Source organism: Actinopolyspora sp. BKK2, assembly GCF_011291845.1.
Lineage (GTDB): Bacteria > Actinomycetota > Actinomycetes > Mycobacteriales > Pseudonocardiaceae > Actinopolyspora > Actinopolyspora saharensis.
Window position 1 is genome coordinate 304,467 of the sequence record NZ_JAANTE010000004.1, and the last position, 22,079, is coordinate 326,545.

A 22,079-nucleotide genomic window follows, 5' to 3' on the forward strand; every position below is an offset into this window, starting at 1 on the left:
GCCGGGAGGCGGACCGGTGCGCTCGCCCGGGGCGGCGCACGTGCGGGACAGTGGGAAGCGAGCGCGGCCGGCGAGCTATCATTCCGACTGTGTCGAACCAGCCTATGATCGCGCCGTCCATTCTGTCCGCGGACTTCGCTCGGCTCTCCGAGGAGATGGCCGCTGTCGGGGGCCCGGGGCAGGGTGCCGACTGGCTGCACGTCGACGTCATGGACGCCCATTTCGTCCCGAACCTCACGCTGGGGCTTCCCGTGGTCGAGTCGTTGTTGCGCAGCACCGGGACACCGCTCGACTGCCACCTGATGATCGACGACCCCGACCGGTGGGCACCGGGCTACGCCGAGGCGGGCGCGCACAACGTCACGGTGCACGTCGAGGCGGCCGAGGACCCGGTGTCGCTGGCCAAGAACCTGCACGCGGCCGGATCCAACGCGGGGCTGTCGATCAAGCCGAACACCCCGCTGGACCCCTACGTGGAGCTGCTGCGGCACTACGACACCCTGCTGATCATGTCCGTGGAGCCCGGCTTCGGCGGGCAGAAGTTCATCACCGACGTGCTGGACAAGGTCCGCTCCGCGCGTCGGATGGTCGACACCGGCCATCTGAACCTGCTCGTCGAGATCGACGGCGGCATCAACAACGACACGATCGAGCAGGCGGCCGAGGCCGGCGTGGACTGCTTCGTGGCCGGATCGGCCGTCTACGGCGCCGAGGACCCGGCCGGAGCGGTCGAACGCCTGCGCTCCCAGGCCGTTGCGCACGGTCACCGCTGATGCCGCCGGAATGGGCCCGCACCCCCCGGGTGCTGGCCGCCATGCGGCACGCCGCGGAGCTGGCCGAGGGGGTGCGCGGCAGCACCAGTCCCAACCCGCCGGTGGGGTGCGTGATCCTGGACACCGCCGGTGAGGTCGTCGGTAGCGGGGCCACGCGACCGCCGGGCGGCCCGCACGCCGAGGTGGTCGCCCTGGAGGAGGCCGGAGCCCGCGCGCGTGGCGGCACGGCGGTGGTCACGCTCGAACCCTGCGCGCACACCGGCAGAACCGGGGCGTGCGCGGCGGCGCTGCGCGCGGCGGGTGTCGACGGGCTCGTGTACGCGGTGTCCGACCCGAACCCGCAGGCCTCCGGGGGTGCCCGCGAGCTGGAGCGGGCCGGAGTCGCCGTGGCGGGCGGGGTGCTCGCCGAGGAGGTCTCCGGTGGGGCGCTGCGCGGTTGGCTGCACTTCGTGCGCACCGGCCGTGCCCACGTCACCTGGAAGTACGCCGCGAGTCTCGACGGGCGCTCCGCCGCGGCGGACGGGAGCAGCCAGTGGATCACCTCCGCCGAGGCGCGTGCGGAGGTGCACCGGCTCCGGGCGAAGTGCGACGCGGTGATGGCCGGAACCGGGACGGTGCTGGCCGACGACCCGAGCCTGACCGTGCGGGACGAGCACGGCGCCCCAGTGCCGGAGCAGCCGCTGCGGGTGGTGCTCGGGGACCGGGAGGTGCCCGCCGGGTTCAAGGTGCTCGACGACGTGGCGCCCACCCTGCGCCTTCCCGGGGGCGACCCGGAGGGCGCGCTGCGCGCGCTCGCTGAGCGCGGGGTCGTGGAGGTCTTCCTCGAAGGGGGACCGACGCTGGCCGGTGCCTTCCTGCGGGCCGGGCGCGTGGATCTGGTCCAGGCCTTCGTGGCCCCGGCGCTGCTCGGATCGGGGAAGTCCGCGCTGGGCGAGGCGGGCGTGGTGAGCATCTCGGGGGCATGGCGCTTTTACTTCGAACGGGTCACCATGTGTGGGCCGGACGTGTGGATCAGCGCTGTTCCCGCGGAAGGATAGAGTGGAAGCAGCGGCCTCGGTTCGCGGCCTGCCGCGCGGGGAACGGGATGACGGCCGCACGTCGGATACCGTGCTCACCCCGGGATCACCCGTGAGGGGACCACGCTAGGCCAACGGGATCGCCCAAAGGAGGGTGTCACGTGTTCACCGGAATAGTGGAGGAACTCGGTGAGGTAGCCGCTGTCGACCCCGTGCCCGGCGGGGCACGACTCTCCGTGAGCGCGCCCGCGGTCACCGCCGACGCCTCCCACGGTGACTCCATCTCCGTCGACGGAGTGTGCCTGACGGTCGCCGGAACGACCGAGGACGGGTTCACGGTCGACGTGGTCGACGAGACGCTGCGCCGGTCCACCCTCGGCGCGCTCCAGGCGGGCGCTCGGGTCAACCTCGAACGCGCCATGGCCCTCGGCGACCGGTTGGGCGGCCACATCGTGCAGGGGCACGTGGACGCGACGGGGGTCGTGACCGGATCGGAAGCGGACGGGCTGACCAGGGTTTCCATTCCCGAGCGGCTGTCCAGGTACCTCGTGGAGAAGGGGTCGATCACCGTCGACGGCGTGTCGCTGACCGTCGTCGAGGCCGGTGAGCAGGAGTTCAGCGTGGCACTGATCCCGACCACTCTCGAGGAGACCACGCTGGGTCTGCGCGCGCGGGGCGACAGGGTCAACATCGAGGTCGACGCGCTGGCCAAGCACGTGGAGCGGCTGCTGGGCCCTCAACTCGACCAGCTCGCCCGTACCGGGGTAGCAGGCGCGGTGGACAACGGCGAAGGCAGGGAGCAAGCGCGGTGAACTCGAACGAGTCGACCCCCGACGACAAGAACACGCAACAAGCCGGTGACACCCGGTTCGCCCACATCGACCGTGCGCTGGCCGACATCGCAGCGGGCAGGCCCGTGGTGGTGGTCGACGACGAGGACCGGGAGAACGAAGGCGACCTGATCTTCGCAGCGGAGAAGGCGACGCCGGAGCTGCTCGCCTTCATGGTGCGCTACACCTCGGGATACGTCTGCGCCGCGCTGACCGGGCAGGACTGCGACCGGCTCGACCTGCCCCCGATGTATCACGCCAACCAGGACCTGCACGGCACCGCCTACACGGTCACGGTCGACGCGGCCCACGGGGTCAGCACCGGGATATCGGCCGCGGACCGCGCGCACACCATCAACGTGCTCGCCGCCGAGAACTCGGTGGCCGCCGACCTCAACCGCCCGGGGCACGTGGTCCCGCTGCGTGCCAGGGAGGGCGGAGTGCTGCGACGCTCCGGGCACACCGAGGCCGCCGTCGACCTGGCCCGCATCTCCGGGCTGCGCCCGGCCGGAGTGCTCTGCGAGATCGTCAGCGAGAAGAGCGAGGGCGAGATGGCCAAGCGCGACGAGCTCGAGGTCTTCGCCTCCGAGCACGATCTCGCGCTGATCACCATCGCGGACCTGATCGCCTACCGCAGGCGCTTCGAGAAGCAGGTCCAACTGGTCGCGGAGGCGCGCATCCCGACCGAGCACGGCACTTTCCGCACCTTCGGCTACGACAGCCTGCTGGACGGCATCGAGCACCTGGCGCTGGTCTACGGCGAGATCGGCGACGGCGAGGACATCCTGGTCCGGGTGCACTCCGAGTGCCTCACCGGTGACGTGCTCGGTTCGCTGCGCTGCGACTGCGGTCCCCAGCTCGACGCGGCACTGGCCAAGGTGGCCGAAGCGGGGCGGGGCGTGGTGCTGTACATGCGCGGTCACGAGGGCCGGGGCATCGGCCTGATGCACAAGTTGCAGGCCTACCAGCTGCAGGACGCGGGCGCCGACACCGTGGACGCGAACCTGGAGCTGGGGATGGCGGTGGACGGGCGCGACTACGGCCAGGGGGCCCAGATCCTCGCGGACCTGGGCATCCGGTCGATGCGTCTGCTGACCAACAACCCGGACAAGCGCATCGGTCTGGAGAGCTACGGGCTGCGTATCGTGGGCAGGGAGCCCCTGCCGATCCGCCCCAACGCGGAGAACCTGCGCTACCTGCGGACCAAGCGGGACCGGATGGGGCACGAACTGCAGTATCTGGACGACGGTGAGGACTCCTCGCTGGGTGACGGTTCGGGGGTGACGGCATGAGCGGCGAGGGAAGGCCACAGGTGCGGGCTCCGCACGCTCCGAACCTGCGGCTCGCGATCGTGGCCATTCGCTGGCACACCGAGATCGCGGAGCGGATGTTGCGGCGCGCGCTGGACGCGGCCGAGGAGGCGGGCATCGCGGAACCGCGGGTGGTGCGCGTTCCCGGGTCCATGGAGCTGCCCGTGGTGTCCCAGCAGCTGACCCACGACCACGACGCTGTCGTCGCGCTGGGCGTGGTCATCCGCGGTGGGACCCCGCACTTCGAGTACGTCTGCGAGTCGGTCACCTCTGGCCTCGGCAGGGTCGCCCTCGACGAGGCGACGGCCGTGGGCAACGGTGTGCTGACGGTGGACACCAGGCAGCAGGCCGTGGAGCGCGCCGGTTTCGCGGACTCCGTCGAGGACAAGGGTTTCGAGGCCACGGCTGCGGCGCTGGACACGGCGCTGGTGCTGAGCGAGCTTCGTGGTGACTACAGCAACGAGCGAGGGTTCCTGTGAGTACCTCCACCGGCACGGACGGCGTGGTTCAGGTGCGTCCCCGGCGAGTGCGCAGGGTGGCGATCCCCGCCGCTGCCGTGGTGCTGATCGTGTGCGTCATCGCCGCCCTGCTGCTGCGCCGAACGTCCTCGGGACTGCTGCTCACCGTGTCCGACCAGGTGTCGATGGCGGGCATCGGGGCGGTGCTGGCCGGGCTGATCCTGCTGACCGTTCGTCCGCGGTTGCGCGCCGACGAGAACGGCGTGGAGGTGCGCAACTCGATCCTGACCCGCCAGTACGCGTGGTCCGACGTGCGCGGGATCAGCTTCCCCGCGGGAGCCGGCTGCGCGCGGCTGGAACTTCCCGACGACGAGTACGAGCCGATCACCGCGATCCAGTCCGTCGACGGGGAGCACGCCGTCCGGGCCATGCGCGAGCTGCGGGCGCTGCGGCGCAGGATCGGTCAGCTCGAGTAGTCGGTCCCGACATCGGGTGGGACGTCCGAACCCCGATCACCCACGGTGCGGGGAGCGCCCCCGAGGTGAGGGAGAATGGTCGCGGTGACGTCGAACCGGGCGCCGTGCAGGCGGTGAGGAGAGAGATCGTGAGCTTGGCCCAGGAGCGCAACCTGCGGTTGGTCCGTGCCGACGAGACCGCGGGACCACACGTGCGGTTGGGGGATGTAAAACTCCGGAACCGCCTGGTGACCTCCTCCAGTCTGCTCGGCTACGGAGTGGCCAACTCCAAACTCATCCCGTACGGCATGAGCCCCATCTCGCAGCTCGTCCCGCTGGACCGCTTCGGCGCCGTGACGACCCGCACGCTGACGGTGGAACCCCGCGAGGGGCACTTCACGAACAAGGACGTGTGGTCGCTGCGGGAGATCCCCGGGCTGCTGAAGTACTACGGCAGGGCGCTGCAGCAGGTCGACGGTGGCTGGCTGAACGCCTTCGGCTGGTGCAACGTGGGCATCGACGCCTACCTGCGGGACTACTACCCGCGCACCAGGGGGCAGAACACGATCATCTCGGTCGGGGGGTTCTCCGCGGAGGAGTTCGTCACCCTGGTGGACAGGATCAACGCCGCCGTCCCGGCCGGGGAGATCGCGGCGGTCGAGTTCAACGTCTCCTGCCACAACGTCAACTTCGACTTCAACGCGATCATCGAGTCGGTGCTGTCCGAGGCCGTTCCGCGCAGCAACCACCCCGTCATCCTCAAGCTCTCCCCGGACTACGACTACCTGGAGCACGCCAAGTTGGCCGCGCGGCACGGTGTGTCCGCGCTGACCGCGATCAACACCGTGAAGGGACTGCGGCTGGACCCGCGGACGGGCACCCCGTTGCTGGCCAACGGGTTCGGAGGGGTGTCCGGTCGGGCGATCAAGCCGATCGGCCTGCGGGTGGTCTCCGAGCTGCGGAACGCGGGGGTGACCCTGCCGATCATCGCGACCGGGGGGATCCGCACCTTCGACGACTGCCGCGAGTACTTCTGGGCCGGGGCCGACGCGGTCAGCCTGGGCAGCGCCAGCTGGTTCGCCAGCTTCCCCGGCTACGCCCTCTCCCCGCTGTACGCTGTGCGGATCAGGTCGCTGCTGCGGAGGATGGAGGGCTATCGCCCGCCGCGGCGGTGAAGCAGTTCGCGGTGCCGGTTGCTTTCGTGGTCGGGTAGCCGTCACGTGAGTCGGCGCCTTGCTGCGTTGGAGGGCACCTCGAGTAGCGGTCTACGCCACGGTGCCCTGCCGCCTTGCAATGCATCCGACTCACGCACCGGATCTCCTCGTCCTGATCGGGCTGAAGCGCCTGTGTTGAACGAGACTCCTTCGCAGGAAGTGCGCAGAGCTCCTGGACCGGAACTCCCGATTAAGGGGCGCTGCCCGAACCAAGCGCTGTGAGCCTGCGTCACCGGCACCGCCGCGGGTTCTCGGTCGAGTGCCCGGCGAGGACGGCCCCGACGTTGTGCAGCCGCTACCCGATGTCGGGGCACCCGCAGCCGGGCGCCGACCGAGGTTCCGCCAAACGCCCCACCGAGCAAACCGAGCCGCCGACCCAACTCTCGCAAGCGGTCTTGGTCAATACCGTCATCGCCGCACGTAGGCTGGGGGCGTGGCCGATCCGTCCACCTACCGACCAGCTCCGGGAACCATCCCGTCCTCGCCGGGCGTGTACCGCTTCCACGACGGCGACGGGCGGGTCATTTACGTGGGCAAGGCGAAGAACCTGCGCAGCAGGCTCGCCGCGTACTTCGCCGATCTGTCCGCCCTGCACCCGCGCACGCGGCGGATGGTCACCACGGCCACCGGTGTCCAGTGGACCGTGGTCAACACCGAGGTGGAGGCCCTGCAGCTGGAGTACTCCTGGATCAAGGAGTTCGATCCCAAGTTCAACGTCCGCTACCGCGACGACAAGTCCTACCCGGTGCTGGCCGTGACGCTGCACGAGGAGTTCCCGCGGCTGCACGTGTACCGCGGCCCGCGCAAGAAGGGGGTGCGCTACTTCGGCCCCTACGCGCACGCCTGGGCCATCAGGGAGACCCTGGACATGCTGCTGCGGGTCTTCCCTGCGCGCACCTGCTCCAACGGCGTGTTCAAGCGGCACGCCCAGATGGGGCGGCCCTGCCTGCTCGGTTACATCGACAAGTGCTCGGCTCCCTGCGTGGGGCGCGTCGACGCGGATGAGCACCGCCGCGTGGTCGAGGAGTTCTGCGATTTCCTGTCCGGGCGCACCGACGCGATGATGCGCAGGCTGCAGCGTCGGATGGAGGAGGCCTCCGCCGAGCTCGAGTTCGAGCGCGCGGCCCGGCTGCGGGACGATCTGGAGGCGCTCCGGCACGCGATGGAGAAGCAGGCCGTGGTGCTCGGGGACGGAACCGACGCCGATGTGGCCGCTTTCGCCGAGGACGAGCTGGCCGCTGCCGTTCAGGTCTTCCACGTGCGCGGCGGCAGGGTTCGCGGGCAGCGCGGCTGGGTCATCGACAAGGTGGAGCAGACCGGAACGGCCGAGCTGGTGGAGCAGTTCCTCACCCAGTTCTACGGTGAGCAGGCCGCGCTGGCCGATCAGGCCGATGCGGGCGGGGGCAGCCCGGTTCCGCGCGAGGTGCTGGTGCCGGAGCTGCCGGAGGACTCGCGGGCCGTCGGCCAGTGGCTCGGTGAGCTGCGGGGAAGCAAGGTGGATCTGCGGGTCCCGCAGCGAGGGGACAAGCGGACCCTGCTGGACACGGTGCGGCGCAACGCGGAGGAGGCGTTCACCCAGTACAAGCTGCGCAGGGCGGGCGACATCAGCGCGCGCTCCGCCGCCTTGCAGGAGCTGCAGGAGGCGCTCGGGCTGGACAGCGCACCGCTGCGGATCGAGTGCGTGGACGTGAGCCACGTGCAGGGCAGTGATGTGGTGGCCTCGCTCGTCGTGTTCGAGGACGGGGTGGCGCGCAAGTCCGAGTACCGGCGCTTCTCGGTGCGCGGGGGTTCGGAGGGCGGTGACCCCGCCGCGATCGCCGAGGTGGTGCGGCGCAGGTTCGAGCGCTATCTCCGGGAGACCGGTGACGGGGAGCGGACGGGTTCGCTGACTCCGCAGGGGGTTCAGCCGGACGCGACCACCAGTGCGGGCGAGCCCGCGGGTGAGCTCGTCGCGGGGGGTGACGGCACCGCGGAGGAGTCGGACTCCGCGCAGGGGGAGGCCGTTTCCGAGGGGATCGACCCGGAGACCGGCAAACCGCGCAAGTTCGCCTACCCCCCGAACCTGCTCGTGGTGGACGGCGGGGCGCCGCAGGCCAACGCGGCAGCGGACGAGCTCGCCGAGCTGGGCATCACCGATGTCGCTGTGGTCGGGCTGGCCAAGCGGCTGGAGGAGGTCTGGCCTCCGGCCGAGCCCGATCCGGTGATCCTGCCCCGCACCAGCGAGGCGCTGTACCTGTTGCAGCGGGTGCGGGACGAGGCCCACCGCTTCGCGGTCAGCTACCACCGCAAGAAGCGCTCCGCGCGGATGAGCGGTTCCCAGCTCGACGGGATCCCGGGGTTGGGCGAGACGCGGAAGAAGGCGCTGCTCAAGCACTTCGGCTCGGTGCGCAAGATTCGTCGTGCCACTATCGAGGAGATAACCGCGGTTCCGGGGTTCGGCAACCGCCTGGCCGAGACGGTGCACCACGCCCTGGCGGACGAGGGGAGCTCGGGGGGCGAGTCCTCGGACGGCGGGGAGCACGCGCGCGGCGAGGGGGAGACGGTTTCCGGGGAGGTCGAGGACGGCGCCACCGCGGAGTCGGACTCGTCCGGCCGGACGTCCCGGGAAGAGGGCCGGGACACGACGGGGGAAGACAGCACTCAGGGGGTTGAGCAGTGACCGAGGAGAAGACGGGCATGGAGGTCGCGGTCGTAAGCGGTCTCTCCGGCGCAGGACGCAGCACCGCTGCCAAGTGTCTGGAGGATCTCGGGTGGTTCGTGGTGGACAACCTGCCTCCGGAGCTGATCTCCACGATGGTGGAACTCGGTGCCCGTTCGAGTGATGCGGTCACCAGGGTCGCCGTGGTGATGGACGTGCGCAGCCGTGCTTTCACCGAGGACCTCGGTTCGGTGATCAAGGACCTGGACGCCCGTGGATACAAGCCGCGGGTGCTGTTCCTCGAGGCCACCGACGAGGTACTGGTGCGTCGTTTCGAGCAGGTGCGCCGCGGCCACCCCCTGCAGGGCGAGGGCAGGCTCGCCGACGGGATCGCGGCCGAGCGCTCCCTGCTGTCCAGACTGCGCGCGGAGGCGGATCTGGTGCTGGACACCACCGGACTGTCGGTGCATCAGCTGCGCACGAAGATCGAGGACGCGTTCGGCACCGAGGCGAGCACCAGGACCAGGGTGACCGTGCTCTCCTTCGGCTACAAGTACGGGCTTCCGATGGACGCGGACCTGGTGATGGACTGCCGGTTCCTGCCGAACCCGTTCTGGATCCCCGAGCTGCGCGATTACGACGGCAGGCAGGACCAGGTGCGCAACTACGTCCTCGGTCAGGAGGGCGCCGAGGAGTTCCTCGGCAACTACCAGCAGCTGCTGCGGCTGGTCGGAACCGGGTACCAGCGTGAGGGCAAGCGCTACCTGACGCTGGCCATGGGGTGCACGGGTGGCAAGCATCGCAGCGTGGTGCTCACCGAGGAGCTCGCGAGAAGACTTTCCGAGGAGGAAGGGTTGACGGTCAAGACGGTCCACCGCGATCTGGGGCGCGAATGAGTACTCCCGAGCCGGGGAATTCAGGGGGAGAGGAGTCGCGTCCGCTGCGTGCCGTCGCCCTCGGAGGTGGCCACGGACTCCAGGTCACCCTCGCGGCGCTGCGTCGCATGACCACCGACATCACCGCCGTGGTCACCGTGGCCGACGATGGCGGCTCCTCCGGGAGGCTGCGTCGCGAGCTGGGGATGCTGCCTCCCGGCGATCTGCGCAAGGCGCTTTCCGCGCTGTCCTCCGACGGGGAGTCGGAGCGCGTCTGGTCGCGGCTGTTCGAGCACCGCTTCGGCGGCAACGGCGCCCTCGCCGGGCACGCGGTGGGCAATCTGGTCTTCGCCGGTCTGCTGGAGGTGCTCGGCGATCCGATAGCCGTCCTCGACGAGGCCTGCGAGCTGCTCGGCGTGCGGGGGCGGGTGCTTCCCATGTCGGTCGAGCCGCTGGACATGGAGGCCGATGTCGTCGGGCTGGACGAGGACAGGCGGGCCGTGCGCACGATCAGGGGCCAGGTGGCCATCGCCAGCACGCCGGGGCGGGTCGAGCGCGTCCGACTCAACGCGGTGAACGGCCAGGCGCACCAGCCGCGGGCCGCGCCGGAGGCGGTGCGGGCCGTGCTCGACGCGGACGTGGTGCTGTTGGGGCCGGGTTCGTGGTTCACCAGCGTGCTGCCGCACCTGCTCGTCCCCGAGCTCCGGGACGCCTTGGTCAGCACCGCCGCTCAGCGGATCGTGGTACTCAATCTTGTCCCACAACCGGGTGAAACTGCGGACTTCTCTCCGGAGCAGCACCTCGACGTGATCGCGGAACACGCACCGAAATTGCGGGTGGACGCGGTTCTGGCCGACGAGGGGGCGGTTCCCACCCCCGATCGACTTCGTGCTGCGGCGAGCGCGCTTGGTGCGCAGACTTTGCTTGATCGAGTCGCCGCTGCATCGGCTTCGGGAAGGCACGAACCGGATGCTCTCGCGGCGAGTCTGACAGCCGCACTGGAGAGGAGGACGGACCGGTGGCGATGACCGCGGCGGTCAAGGACGAACTGAGCAGGTTGCCGACGACCAAGGCCTGCTGCCGCAGAGCCGAGGTGTCCTCGTTGCTGCGTTTCGCCGGCGGGCTGCATCTCGTCGGGGGACGGATCGTGGTGGAGGCGGAGCTCGACTCGGGCTCCACCGCGCGCAGGCTGCGTCGCGAACTGCACGAGCTGTACGGGTATCACTCCGACGTGCACGTGATCACCTCGGGAGGCCTGCGCAAGGGCACCCGGTACGTGGTGCGCGTGGTCCGCGAGGGCGAGGGGCTGGCGCGGCAGACCGGGCTGCTCGATCCGCGCGGGCGCCCGGTGCGCGGACTTCCCTCGCACGTGGTCGCGGGCGGGGTCTGCGATGCCGAGGCGGCCTGGCGGGGAGCCTTCCTCGCCCACGGCTCGCTGACCGAACCCGGGCGGTCCTCGGCGCTGGAGGTCACCTGCCCGGGGCCGGAGGCGGCGCTCGCCCTGGTGGGGGCGGCGCGCAGGCTCGAGGTGCAGGCCCGCTCCCGCGAGGTGCGCGGTACCGATCGGGTGGTCGTGCGGGACGGCGACGCGATCGGCGCGCTGCTGACCCGGCTCGGGGCGCACAACAGCGTGATGACCTGGGAGGAGCGGCGGGTGCGTCGCGAGGTGCGCGCCACGGCCAACAGGCTGGCCAACTTCGACGACGCCAACCTGCGCCGCTCCGCGCGTGCGGCGGTCGCCTCGGCGGCCAGGGTGGAACGCGGTCTGGAGCTGCTCGGCAGCTCGATTCCCGAGCACCTGCTGGTCGCGGGCAGGCTCCGCCTCGCGCACCGGCAGGCCTCGCTGGAGGAGCTGGGGCAGCTGGCGGACCCGCCCATGACCAAGGACGCCGTGGCGGGGCGGATCCGGAGGCTGCTGGCCATGGCCGACAAGCGGGCGCGGGAGCTGAACCTGCCGGACACCGAGTCGGCGGTGACCGCGGAGCTGCTGGAGTCCGGGGTCGACGGGATGCTGGGCGAGGAGCAGCACAGCTGAACGTGCCACCGCGGTGGCTCGCGCCGTCGGGACCGGCGACTTCCCGGCGGCGCGGGCCGCGCCTCCGGACGGAGCGGTTCCCGGCGGCGCGCGGCGGGCTCCCGGTGCGGGGCCCGCCGCCCGGGAGGACGCGGTTCCGCGTGCCCCGGCGGGGGCGGGCGTGTCGCGGTACGAGCCCGTGGGCAGGCGATTCCGTTCGGGTGATGTCGGTGAGATTCACCGTTGCGGCGTCTCCCTGATGCGCACGCGGGCCGTCGTGGGCGATAGGGTCTGAAGTGAGTCCATACAACCGCCCACCTGCCGATGATTCGGCACGGTAAGTCGCGAGGAGAGATCGGCGTGACCGTTCGCGTAGGTATCAACGGCTTCGGCCGGATCGGACGCAACTTCTGGCGTGCGGCACTTGCAAGCGAGCACGATGTCGAGGTCGTGGCCGCGAACGACCTGGGCGACGTCGCGACCATGGCGCACCTGCTCAAGTACGACAGCGTGCTCGGTCAGCTTTCCGAGGAAGTCACCGTGGTCGACGACGGGATCAAGGTCGGTGGCAGGACCATCAAGATCCTCGCCGAGAAGGACCCGGGCAACCTGCCCTGGTCGGACCTGGGTGTCGACGTCGTCGTCGAGTCCACCGGCCTGTTCACCAAGGCCGAGGACGCCCGCAAGCACGTGGACCAGGGAGGAGCGAAGAAGGTTCTCGTCTCCGCCCCGGCCAAGGGCGAGGACCTGACCATGGTGCTCGGCGTCAACGACGACTCCTACGACGGGTCGCAGACCGTGCTGTCGAACGCCTCCTGCACCACCAACTGCCTGGCCCCGATGGCCAAGGTGCTCAACGACAACTTCGGCATCGAGTCCGGCCAGATGACCACGGTCCACGCCTACACGGCGGACCAGAATCTGCAGGACGGGCCGCACAAGGATCTGCGCAGGGCCCGTGCGGCCGCGCTCAACGTGATCCCGACCAGCACCGGTGCGGCGAAGGCCATCGGCCTGGTGCTGCCCGAGCTCAACGGCAAGCTGGACGGCTACGCCATGCGCGTGCCGGTTCCGACCGGCTCCGTGACCGACCTGACCGCCACGCTGAACTCCAGCGTCACCGAGGAGCAGGTCAACGAGGCGTTCCGGGCCGCTGCCTCGGAGGGCTCGCTCAAGGGCGTCCTGCGGTACAGCGAGGACCCGATCGTGTCCAGTGACATCGCGGGCGACCCCGCCTCGACGATCTTCGACGCACCGCTGACCAAGGTGATCGGCAACCAGGTGAAGATCGTCGGCTGGTACGACAACGAGTGGGGCTACTCCAACCGGCTGGTGGACGCGGTCAACCTCGTCGGTTCGAAGGTTTCCTGAAGTCGCCCCGGCCCCGGCGGCCTCCGACCGCCGGGGCCTTCTCAGCAGTGCTCCCGCCCCGCTCCGCCCGGATCGCCGTTCTCGTGAGCGCACCGCGTCGCGGGGACGAAGCCGGTCGTCGAACCCGCGCCTCGTGATCCCGGTCCGCGCTCCCGGGCGCGGCGGCGGGAGGTGCGGAAGCACTCCGCAGCGAGGTTTTCCGCTCGGATCGTTGGTTGGCTCGGGGGACTTCGGCGCGGGTGGCGCCGAGACTTCCCCGGGTGACCGCTCGGGAGGACCGGAGCGGAGGGCCTCTGTCAGCAGTCAACGGTGTATCCCCTTTGCGAGGAGCCGCAGCGTGAAGAATCTCGACGACCTGTTGGGCGAGGGGGTTCAGGGCAGGAACGTGCTGGTGCGCGCCGACCTGAACGTCCCGCTGGACGGCGAAACCATCACCGACGACGGCAGGGTGCGCGCCGCGCTCCCGACCGTGGAGAAACTGACCTCGGCCGGGGCGCGCGTGGTGCTCGCCGCGCACCTGGGCAGGCCGGAGGGCGCGCCGGACACCCGCTACTCGCTCGCCCCGGTGGCGCGCAGGTTCGGTGAGCTGCTCGGCTCCGAGGTCGCGCTGGCGGACGACGTGGTCGGCGAGTCGGCGCACGAGGTAGTGGGCGGACTCGTCGACGGTCGGGTCGCCATGCTGCAGAACGTGCGCTTCGACCCCCGCGAGACCAGCAAGGACGACGCGGAGCGGGGCGAGCTGGCCGACGCCCTCGTCGAGGTGGTCGGCGACTCGGCCGCCTTCGTCTCGGACGGCTTCGGCGTGGTTCACCGCAAGCAGGCCTCGGTTTACGACCTGGCGACCAAGCTGCCCTGCTACGCGGGCGGGCTGGTGCTCGACGAGGTGGAGGTGCTGCGGACGCTGACCGGCGACCCGCGGCGGCCCTACGTCGTGCTGCTCGGCGGTTCCAAGGTCTCGGACAAGCTCGAGGTCATCAACGCCCTGCTGCCGAAGGTGGACAGGCTGGTCATCGGCGGCGGCATGGCCTACACCTTCCTCGCCGCGCTGGGCCACTCCGTGGGTGACTCGCTGCTGCAGCAGGACCAGATCGCAGCCACCAAGCAGCTGCTGGACGAGCACGGCGACAAGCTGGTGCTGCCGGTGGACGTGGTGGTCGCCGACCGCTTCGCCGACGACGCGAACACCCAGGTGGTCCCGTCCGACGCCATCCCGCAGGGCTGGCAGGGGCTGGACATCGGTCCGCGCACCGTCGAGCGCTACGCCGAGATCCTCGGTTCGGCCAGCACCGTGTTCTGGAACGGGCCGACCGGCGTGTTCGAGTTCGCGAACTTCGCCGAGGGGACCCGCGGGGTGGCCAGGGCGATCGCCGACTCCGAGGCGTTCAGCGTCGTCGGTGGCGGTGACTCCGCGGCCGCCGTCCGCACGCTCGGGCTGGACGAGCAGCGGTTCTCGCACATCTCCACCGGGGGCGGGGCTTCGCTGGAGTTCCTCGAGGGCAAGAATCTGCCCGGTGTGGCCGTGTTGGAAGGTGAGGTCTGATCATGTCCAGGCAACCGTTGCTTGCGGGCAACTGGAAGATGAACCTCAACCACCTCGAGGCGATCGCGCTGGTGCAGAAGATCGCCTTCGCCCTGCCGGAGAAGTACTTCGACAAGGTCGAGGTGGCCGTGCTTCCCCCGTTCACCGACCTGCGCAGCGTGCAGACCCTGATCGACGGGGACAAGCTGCTGCTCCGCCACGGGGCCCAGGACGTCTCGCCGCACGACTCGGGCGCCTACACGGGTGACGTCTCGGCCCCGATGCTGGCCAAGCTCGGCTGCGACTACGTGGTCACGGGCCACTCCGAGCGCCGCGAGCACCACGGGGAGACCGACGAGACCGTCAACCGGAAGACGCGGGCCGCGCTCAAGCACGAGATGACTCCGATCCTGTGCGTGGGCGAGCCGCTCGAGGTCCGCGAGTCCGGCGATCACGTGCGGCACTGCACGACCCAGCTCATCGAGGGTCTGAAGGGGCTCAAGCAGGAGCAGGTCGCGAACGTGGTGCTCGCCTACGAGCCGGTCTGGGCCATCGGAACCGGAAAGGTGGCCACCTCCGAGGACGCCCAGGAGGTCTGCGCGGCCCTGCGGGGTGCTCTGGTGGACAAGTACGGTTCGGAGATCGCCGAGCAGGTCCGTATCCTGTACGGGGGTTCGGTCAAGTCCAGCAACATCTCCGAGCTGCTCGGCCAGAGCGATGTGGACGGTGCCCTGGTCGGCGGTGCGAGTCTCAACGGCGACGAGTTCGCCAAGATGAGCGCGATGGCAGCGGGTGGACCACTGCCGTGAACGATTCCGCGGCGGGCGGCCTCGCAGGGGTCGCCCGCCGGGGAGAGCTGTGCAAACGGTCGGAGTCCGGCCTGCCGCGTGAGCACGCTGATGCGAACTGCCGTCCCACGGTGGGTGGCCGATTCGGTAGGCTTGCCACGAACCGTGGTGTGAACGAGGACGATATGACACTTTTTCTGCAGATCATGGTCCTGCTGACCAGCATCATGCTGATACTGCTCGTGCTGCTGCACCGTGCGAAGGGCGGCGGGCTCTCCTCGCTGTTCGGCGGCGGTGTGCAGTCCAACCTCGCCGGGTCCAGTGTCGCGGAGAAGAACCTGGACAGGATGACGTTGTTCGTCATCGCGCTGTGGGTCATCTCGATCATAGGGACCGGGCTGTTGATCAAGATGAGCGCCTGACGGGACGCGGTCGGGCGGTTCCGGCCGCCCGATCGCTTCGATCTGCGGTCTCGGTCCACCCGGTTCGGTCCGTTCGAAGGCGGGTACGGTGGGTGAAATACTGATGACTGGCGGTAATGCGATACGTGGTATGCGGCTCGGCTCCGGAACCATCAGCGGTGATGTGGAGCGCGGGGAGTCGGCGCCTCGCCAGCGGGTGGAGTACTGGTGCGACAACGGGCACCGGGTGGAGCCCTCCTTCGCCGTGGATGCGCGGGTCCCCGAGGTCTGGGAGTGCACCCGGTGCGGTCTTCCGGCCGGGCGTGACAGGGAGAATCCGCCTTCGCCGAAGCGCAACGAGCCGTACAAGAGCCATCTCGCCTACGTGAAGGAGCGGCGCAGCGACGCCGACGGGATGGAGCTGCTGGACGAGGCGTTGAGCAGGTTGCGGGAGCGGCGCGGCCGCTCCGAGGGGTGAGCGGTTCCGAGGTCTCCGAGATGTGAGCTCCAGTCGGTGCGGGCAGTGGCTCGGCCGGTGTGCCGCCGCGGTGGAGGTGCGGATTCGACGTGCCTCCACCGCTTTTTCGCTCCGGGGCTGCTCGGCAGCGGTGCGGACGTGTCGCCGGGGGCCGCGCGCGTGGCGGGCCGGGCGTTTTCGTGAGAGCTTGGCGCCGGAAAGCGATGTCACGGTTCCGGGAAGGACGGCACATGCGCGCCATCCAGTTCTCCGATTACGGGTCTTCGGACGTGCTGAAGCTCGTGGAGGTGGGTGTTCCGGAACCGGGTCCGGGACAGGTCCGCGTCGCTGTTCGCGTGGCCGGGGTCAACCCCCTGGACTGGAAGTTGCGCAGCGGGGTGATGACCGAGCTGTCCCTTCCGCGGCGCCCCGGTCTGGAGTTGGCCGGTGTGGTCGACGCGGTGGGGGAGTCCGCTTCCTTCGAGGTGGGCGACGAGGTGTTCGGATGGTCCGAGACGGGGTCCTACGCGGAGTACGCCCTGGCCTCGCTGTTGACCCGCAAACCGGAGGGGATGTCGTGGCGGGACGCCGCCGCGCTTCCGGTGGCCGGGGCGACCGCGCTGCGGGTGCTGCGGCAGCTGGAGCTCCGCGAGGGCGAGGTGCTGCTGCTGAACGGGGCCAGCGGGGCGGTCGGCCGGTTCGTCGCGCAGCTCGCCGTGGAACTGGGGGCGACGGTGATCGGCACGGCCGGTGAGCGGCGTTTCGCGGATCTCCGTTCGCTGGGGGCCACGCCGGTGCCCTACGGTGCGGGGCTGGTCGAGCGGGTGCGGGAGATCACGTCTCGGGTTGATGCGGTGTTCGACGCGGCCGGGCAGAACGTGCTGCCGGAGGCGATCAAGCTGCGCGGCACCACGGATCGGGTCATCACCATCGCCGATCCGCGGGCTTCCGAGCTGGGGGTGACCTTCTCGAGCGGGGGGTCCGGGGAGCGGAGTTCGGAGCTGCTGGACGAGATCGCCGAGCGCGTCGTCGCGGGGAGGCTGAGCGTGCAGCACGCCTGGACCTATTCGTTGAGCGAGGCGGCCGCGGCCCAGGACGAGAGCGCGACCGGGCACAGCGGCGGCAAGATCACGCTCGACGTGGTGTGATCCGCAGCGCCGAGCGGCCCGGCCGCGCAACGCGTCCGACTCACGCACCGGAGCCTCTCCTTCGGCGCAGGCTGAAGCAGCTGTGCTGGAATATTCCCCTACATCGAACTTCTCGGGATTCCCCTTCGATGCGCTGGCGCCGAAACACCACCCGAGCAACCCGATCCGCCGAATCCCCGTCAGGAACTTCCCGCGAAGAGAACCCCCCGACGCAGGTGCTCTGAGCCTGGGCAGTCGGCACCGCCGCGGGTTCTCAGTCGCCGGGTCTCGCGAGGAAGGTCCGACGTTGTGTAGGTCGCTACCCGAGGTCGGGCACCCGGAGCGAGACCCCGACTGAGGTTCCGCCACCCGCACCGCCACGCAGAAAGAGCCGCCGACCCTCCACCCCTAAGCGAGGTAGGCCTTGCGCACTGGGCGGGTGGGCCCACTGGTGAAGTACTCGGGCGTTCTCGCCTTGACCGCGTCGATGTCGTGGAAGACCTCGCGCAGGTGGGAGCGGAGCGCTTCTTCCGCGGTTTCCGGGGGGCCGGATTCGAGCCGGTCGACGATCTCCGCGTGCTGCTCCAGCATCCGCTCGAGGGTGTCTGCGATGGGCAGGCAGGCGCGGCGGGCCCGGTCGAGGTGTGCTTTGGCCGAGCTGACCACGTCCCAGGCGGCCTCGTGGTCGGCCATCCGCAGCATCGTGGCGTGCAGCGTCTCGTCCAGCTCGAAGAACCGGTCGACGTCCCGCGCGTTCACGGCCAGCTGCTGCTGTTCGAGGTTCTCCCTGAGCTTGCGCAGTTGGGGCTGTTCGATGCTCCGGGTCAGTTCGCGGAAGGAGGCCAGTTCCAGTGCTTCGCGGATGAACTGCGCGTCGGCCACCGCTGTCGGGTCGATCCGGGAGACGAAGGTGCCCACCTGGGGGTAGATCTCCACCAGCCCGTCGTTGGCGAGCAGGATGAGCGCCTCGCGGACGGGTGTGCGGCTCACGCTCAGTTCGGCGGCCAGCTCGTTCTCCGCGATACCGCTCCCCGGTTCGAGGGTCAGGTCGAGGATGCGACGCCGCACCTCGGCTGTGGCCAGGTCGCGTGAGGTCCTCGTGCTGTTGCTTCGTGAGCGCATCACCGATGCATCCTATTGACGAAACTCTAGTGTGGTTCTACTAATATACTAGCATATTGCCGCCTTGCCGGAGTTCGAATTGACTACCGAGACGTCCGCGGCGGCACGTGATCCCTACGTGCTGACCGCCGATGAAGTTAAGGAACCACCAGCGGGCTGGCGTGGATCGTTGCGCTTCCTGGGTCCTGGGCTGATCCTGAGCGCCTCCATCGTCGGCTCGGGGGAGCTGATCGCCACGACGGCGCTGGGAGCCGAGGCCGGTTTCGCGCTGCTCTGGTTGGTCGTGTTCAGCACGCTGGTCAAGGTGGCGGTGCAGGTCGAGCTCGGACGCTGGTCGATCGTCACCGGTCAGACCGCCCTGGAGGGCTACAACAAGGTGCCGCCGCGGTTCCGCGGGCTCGGCTGGATCAGTCTGCTGTGGATCCTGATGGCGGTCGTCAAGGTGCTCCAGGTCGGTGGTGTGGTCGGCGGCCTGGCCGCGGCCCTGAGCATCCTGGTGCCCATCGGTTCCGGTCCGCTGGAGTTCACCTCGCTGGCGATCTGGACCGCCGTGGTGGTCGTAGCCGCGATCGTGTCGCTGTACTCCAACAAGTACACCCTCATCGAGCGCGGTGCCGTCGGGCTGACGGTGGTCTTCGTGCTGATCACCTGCGTGATCGCCTTCGGGTTGCCGTTCACCGAGGTCGGTTACGGGTTCGAGGAGGTGCGCACCGGGCTGAGCTTCACCATCCCGGGCGGGGCCGTCGGCGCGGCGATCGCCATGTTCGGGCTCACCGGGGTCACCTCGGACGAGATCACCTACTACACCTACTGGTGCATCGAGAAGGGCTACGCCCGCTGGGTGGGGCCCAACGACGGCAGTCCCGAGTGGCGCCAGCGCGCCAAGGGCTGGATCAGGGTGATGTACCGGGACGCCCTGCTGTCCTGGCTCGTCTACACGGTCGGCACGATGGCGTTCTTCATCATGGGGGCGGCCGTGCTGCATCCCGCCGGGCTGGTGCCCGAGGGCAACGACATGATCACCACGCTGTCCCGCACCTACACCGAGACCCTGGGCGAGTGGGCGAGCACGGCCTACCTGCTGGGCGCGGTCGCGGTGCTGGGCTCCACGTTGTGGGCGGCCCTGCCGAGCTGGACCCGCGTGGCGGCCAACGCGGTCTCCGTCTGCGGCGGGTTCGACTGGCGCGACACCGCCCGCCGCACGTGGTGGATGCGCGCGTTCACCGTGGCGTTCCCGATCACCTGGGGAGCCGCTTACCTGTACTTCAGCTCACCGGTCTTCATGGTCCAGACCGGTGGCTTCATCGGAGGGGTCTTCCTGATCGCGGTGACCGTGGCCACCTGGTACTTGCGCAGGAACGAAGTCGACGAGGGTCTGCGCGGTGGCAGGTGGTTCTCGGTGGCCCTGACGGTCAGCAGCCTGCTCATCGTCGGGCTCGGCATCTACACGGCGATCAGCGTTTTCGGGGGTGCGAACTGATGAGCGCGACGATGAGCGCGGCGGTGCTGCACGGCGCCGCGGACGTGCGGGTCGAACGGCGCGCCGTGCCGCGGGCGGCCGCAGGTCAGGCGCTGCTCGCGGTCGGCCACGTGGGGTTGTGCGGTTCCGATGTGCACTACTACCGGGACGGGCGCAACGGGAACAACGAGCTCCGCGCGCCTGCGGTGCTCGGTCACGAGATCGGCGGGAGGGTCGTCGAGGTCGGCCCGGAGGTCCCGGACGAGCTCGTGGGAGCGACAGCGGTGGTCGAACCGGCCGTGCCCTGCAGGCACTGCTCGTCGTGCACGGCGGGGCGCTACAACCTCTGCGCCAACGGCCACTGCCTCGGATCGCCGCCCAACGACGGCGGGCTGGCCGAGTACGTCGCCGTGGACGCCGCGCAGCTGCACCGGGCGCCCGCGGGGTTGCCCGCCGCGGCCGTGCCGTCGCTCGAACCGCTGGCCGTGGCGGTGCACGCGCTGCGCCGCACCGGTTTCGCCCCCGGCCAGTCCGTGCTGGTCACCGGCGCCGGGCCGGTCGGTCTGCTGGTGGGCCAGGTCGCGCTGGCCTGGGGCGCCCGCCGAGTGACGCTGACCGATGTGGACGAATCGCGTCTCGAGATCGCTCGTACGGTCGGCATCGAGCGCGCCTTCCTCCCGGACGAGCTCGACGGCCTGCGCGTGGAGCGCGCGCTGGAGTGCTCCGGTGCGGTGTCCGCGCTGGACACCGGCGTGGCGGCGACCGTCCCCGGAGGAAGGGTGGGACTGGTCGGAACCGTTCCCGACGAGGCCGTGCGGGCGCGCCTGGCTCCGGTGCAGCGCTACGAGATCGACCTCGTCGGTGCCTTCAGGTACGCGGGTGGCTTCCCGGAGGCGATTCGGCTGGTCGAGGACGGGCTCGTGGATCTCGTCTCGCTCGGCACGGCGAGCTACCCCCTGGAACGCGCCGCTGAGGCCCTCGAGCGGGCGAGCAGCGGCACCGGAGTCAAAACGACCGTCGAATGCACCACGGGAAGGTGAGCATGAGAATCGTGGACGCGAAGGTGATCGTCACATCACCGGGACGCAACTTCGTCACCGTCAAGATCACGACCGAGGACGGGCTGACCGGCGTCGGCGACGCCACGCTCAACGGGCGCGAGATGGCCGTGGTCGGCTATCTCACCGAGCACGTCTGCCCGCTGCTGATCGGCCGCGAGGCGAGTCGCATCGAGGACACCTGGCAGTACCTCTACAAGGGGGCCTACTGGCGGCGTGGTCCGGTCACGATGACCGCGATCGCGGGGGTGGACACCGCGCTGTGGGACATCAAGGGCAAGGTGGCCGGGCTGCCCGTCTACCAGCTGCTCGGCGGGCGCAGCCGCGACGGGGTGATGGTCTACGGCCACGCCCAGGGCTCCACGATCGAGGAGACCGTGAGCGAGGTCGGGCGCTACCTCGATCGCGGGTACCGGGCGGTGCGGGCGCAGACCGCGATACCGGGGTTGCCCGGGACCTACGGGATCGGTTCGGACGGTGAGCGCTACGAACCGGCCTCCTCCGGGCTGCCGGAGGAGACCCCGTGGTCGACTCCCGCCTACCTCAACCACGTGCCCGAGTTGTTCGACCGGATACGTCGCGAGCACGGCTACGACTTCCACCTGCTGCACGACGCCCACCACCGGATGAGCCCCAACGAGGCGGCCGGGCTCGCCAAGTCCCTGGAGCCCTACCGGCTGTTCTGGCTGGAGGACCCGACTCCGGCGGAGGACCAGACGGCGTTCCGCCGGATCCGCGAGCACAGCACCACGCCGCTGGCGACCGGTGAGGTCTTCAACTCCATCCACGACTGCGAGCGGCTGATCTCCGAGCGGCTGATCGACTACATCCGCACCAGCGTCACCCACGCAGGCGGGATCACGCACCTGCGCCGGATCCTGTCGCTGGCCGAGCTCTACGGCGTGCGTTCCGGTTCGCACGGGGCCACCGACCTGTCGCCGGTGTGCCTGGCCGCGGCGCTGCACGTCGACACCGCGATCCCGAACTTCGGGATCCAGGAGTACATGCCGCACGAGGAGCAAACGAACGAGGTCTTCCCGCACAGCTACAGCTTCGCCGACGGGCACCTCCACCCGAGCGAGGAGCCGGGGCTCGGTGTGGACATCGACGAGAACGCGGCCGAGTCCTACCCGTACGAGCCCGCCTACCTGCCCGTGGCGCGGCTGCACGACGGCTCGATGCACGATTGGTGAC

General features: G+C 70.0%; 21 protein-coding genes. 20 read left to right on the forward strand and 1 reads right to left on the reverse strand.

Going from position 1 to position 22,079, the window contains the following annotated elements:
• Nucleotides 1-104 precede the first annotated feature (104 nt).
• The 17 genes from rpe to G9Q41_RS11050 all read left to right on the forward strand — a co-directional run bounded on the left by rpe (nucleotide 105) and on the right by G9Q41_RS11050 (nucleotide 17,267).
• Complete coding sequence (gene rpe, locus G9Q41_RS10970; protein WP_092520472.1) at nucleotides 105-773, forward strand: ribulose-phosphate 3-epimerase; 669 nt, start codon at nucleotides 105-107, stop codon at nucleotides 771-773.
• Nucleotides 773-1,810, forward strand: a complete 1,038-nt coding sequence (gene ribD / locus G9Q41_RS10975) for a bifunctional diaminohydroxyphosphoribosylaminopyrimidine deaminase/5-amino-6-(5-phosphoribosylamino)uracil reductase RibD (RefSeq protein WP_165632598.1) — start codon at nucleotides 773-775, stop codon at nucleotides 1,808-1,810. Before rpe ends, ribD begins: the two co-directional genes overlap by 1 nt.
• Before the next feature lie 140 nt (nucleotides 1,811-1,950).
• Complete coding sequence (locus G9Q41_RS10980; RefSeq protein ID WP_092520474.1) at nucleotides 1,951-2,601, forward strand: riboflavin synthase; 651 nt, start codon at nucleotides 1,951-1,953, stop codon at nucleotides 2,599-2,601.
• Nucleotides 2,598-3,911: a bifunctional 3,4-dihydroxy-2-butanone-4-phosphate synthase/GTP cyclohydrolase II gene (locus G9Q41_RS10985; protein WP_092520476.1), complete on the forward strand. Its 1,314-nt coding sequence runs from the start codon at nucleotides 2,598-2,600 to the stop codon at nucleotides 3,909-3,911. The genes G9Q41_RS10980 and G9Q41_RS10985 overlap by 4 nt, the downstream gene beginning before the upstream one ends.
• Nucleotides 3,908-4,408: a 6,7-dimethyl-8-ribityllumazine synthase gene (gene ribH / locus G9Q41_RS10990; protein WP_092520479.1), complete on the forward strand. Its 501-nt coding sequence runs from the start codon at nucleotides 3,908-3,910 to the stop codon at nucleotides 4,406-4,408. The genes G9Q41_RS10985 and ribH overlap by 4 nt, the downstream gene beginning before the upstream one ends.
• On the forward strand, nucleotides 4,405-4,863 hold the full coding sequence (locus tag G9Q41_RS22675) for a PH domain-containing protein (RefSeq protein ID WP_092520481.1): 459 nt from the start codon (nucleotides 4,405-4,407) through the stop codon (nucleotides 4,861-4,863). Before ribH ends, G9Q41_RS22675 begins: the two co-directional genes overlap by 4 nt.
• 128 nt (nucleotides 4,864-4,991) lie before the next feature.
• Nucleotides 4,992-6,017, forward strand: a complete 1,026-nt coding sequence (locus G9Q41_RS11000; protein ID WP_245695557.1) for a dihydroorotate dehydrogenase — start codon at nucleotides 4,992-4,994, stop codon at nucleotides 6,015-6,017.
• A gap of 472 nt (nucleotides 6,018-6,489) precedes the next feature.
• Nucleotides 6,490-8,715, forward strand: a complete 2,226-nt coding sequence (uvrC, locus tag G9Q41_RS11005) for an excinuclease ABC subunit UvrC (RefSeq protein WP_165632597.1) — start codon at nucleotides 6,490-6,492, stop codon at nucleotides 8,713-8,715.
• Nucleotides 8,712-9,590 carry an RNase adapter RapZ gene (rapZ, locus tag G9Q41_RS11010; protein ID WP_165632596.1) on the forward strand — a complete coding sequence of 293 codons (879 nt, stop codon included), beginning with the start codon at nucleotides 8,712-8,714 and terminating at the stop codon, nucleotides 9,588-9,590. The genes uvrC and rapZ overlap by 4 nt, the downstream gene beginning before the upstream one ends.
• Nucleotides 9,587-10,597, forward strand: a complete 1,011-nt coding sequence (gene yvcK, locus G9Q41_RS11015) for a uridine diphosphate-N-acetylglucosamine-binding protein YvcK (RefSeq protein ID WP_092520487.1) — start codon at nucleotides 9,587-9,589, stop codon at nucleotides 10,595-10,597. Before rapZ ends, yvcK begins: the two co-directional genes overlap by 4 nt.
• Nucleotides 10,588-11,604: a DNA-binding protein WhiA gene (gene whiA, locus G9Q41_RS11020; RefSeq protein WP_092520489.1), complete on the forward strand. Its 1,017-nt coding sequence runs from the start codon at nucleotides 10,588-10,590 to the stop codon at nucleotides 11,602-11,604. Before yvcK ends, whiA begins: the two co-directional genes overlap by 10 nt.
• 339 nt (nucleotides 11,605-11,943) lie before the next feature.
• Nucleotides 11,944-12,954: a type I glyceraldehyde-3-phosphate dehydrogenase gene (gene gap / locus G9Q41_RS11025; RefSeq protein ID WP_165632595.1), complete on the forward strand. Its 1,011-nt coding sequence runs from the start codon at nucleotides 11,944-11,946 to the stop codon at nucleotides 12,952-12,954.
• Nucleotides 12,955-13,291: 337 nt separating this feature from the next.
• Nucleotides 13,292-14,494 carry a phosphoglycerate kinase gene (locus G9Q41_RS11030; RefSeq protein WP_165632594.1) on the forward strand — a complete coding sequence of 401 codons (1,203 nt, stop codon included), beginning with the start codon at nucleotides 13,292-13,294 and terminating at the stop codon, nucleotides 14,492-14,494.
• Between the two features lie 2 nt (nucleotides 14,495-14,496).
• A complete protein-coding gene (tpiA, locus tag G9Q41_RS11035; protein ID WP_165632593.1) occupies nucleotides 14,497-15,282 on the forward strand; it encodes a triose-phosphate isomerase in 786 nt (261 codons plus the stop codon).
• A gap of 164 nt (nucleotides 15,283-15,446) precedes the next feature.
• Complete coding sequence (secG, locus tag G9Q41_RS11040) at nucleotides 15,447-15,683, forward strand: preprotein translocase subunit SecG (RefSeq protein ID WP_092520497.1); 237 nt, start codon at nucleotides 15,447-15,449, stop codon at nucleotides 15,681-15,683.
• A 103-nt stretch (nucleotides 15,684-15,786) separates the two neighbouring features.
• On the forward strand, nucleotides 15,787-16,140 hold the full coding sequence (locus tag G9Q41_RS11045) for an RNA polymerase-binding protein RbpA (RefSeq protein ID WP_092520499.1): 354 nt from the start codon (nucleotides 15,787-15,789) through the stop codon (nucleotides 16,138-16,140).
• 230 nt (nucleotides 16,141-16,370) lie between these two features.
• A complete protein-coding gene (locus tag G9Q41_RS11050) occupies nucleotides 16,371-17,267 on the forward strand; it encodes an NADP-dependent oxidoreductase (RefSeq protein WP_165632592.1) in 897 nt (298 codons plus the stop codon).
• Between the two features lie 387 nt (nucleotides 17,268-17,654).
• Here the strand turns inward: G9Q41_RS11050 and G9Q41_RS11055 are convergent, their stop codons facing one another.
• Complete coding sequence (locus G9Q41_RS11055) at nucleotides 17,655-18,368, reverse strand: GntR family transcriptional regulator (RefSeq protein WP_092520503.1); 714 nt, start codon at nucleotides 18,366-18,368, stop codon at nucleotides 17,655-17,657.
• A 79-nt stretch (nucleotides 18,369-18,447) separates the two neighbouring features.
• On the opposite strand from G9Q41_RS11055, the gene G9Q41_RS11060 reads away from it, so the two are divergent.
• From G9Q41_RS11060 to manD, 3 genes are read left to right on the forward strand one after another with little or no spacing between them, the layout of a single operon-like run.
• Nucleotides 18,448-19,848: an Nramp family divalent metal transporter gene (locus G9Q41_RS11060; RefSeq protein WP_165632591.1), complete on the forward strand. Its 1,401-nt coding sequence runs from the start codon at nucleotides 18,448-18,450 to the stop codon at nucleotides 19,846-19,848.
• Entirely contained in the window at nucleotides 19,848-20,867 is a 1,020-nt protein-coding gene (locus tag G9Q41_RS11065) for an alcohol dehydrogenase catalytic domain-containing protein (protein ID WP_165632590.1), read from the forward strand. Before G9Q41_RS11060 ends, G9Q41_RS11065 begins: the two co-directional genes overlap by 1 nt.
• A gap of 2 nt (nucleotides 20,868-20,869) precedes the next feature.
• Nucleotides 20,870-22,078, forward strand: coding sequence for a D-mannonate dehydratase ManD (gene manD / locus G9Q41_RS11070; protein WP_092522503.1), 1,209 nt, complete (start codon nucleotides 20,870-20,872; stop codon nucleotides 22,076-22,078).
• Nucleotide 22,079 lies beyond the last annotated feature (1 nt).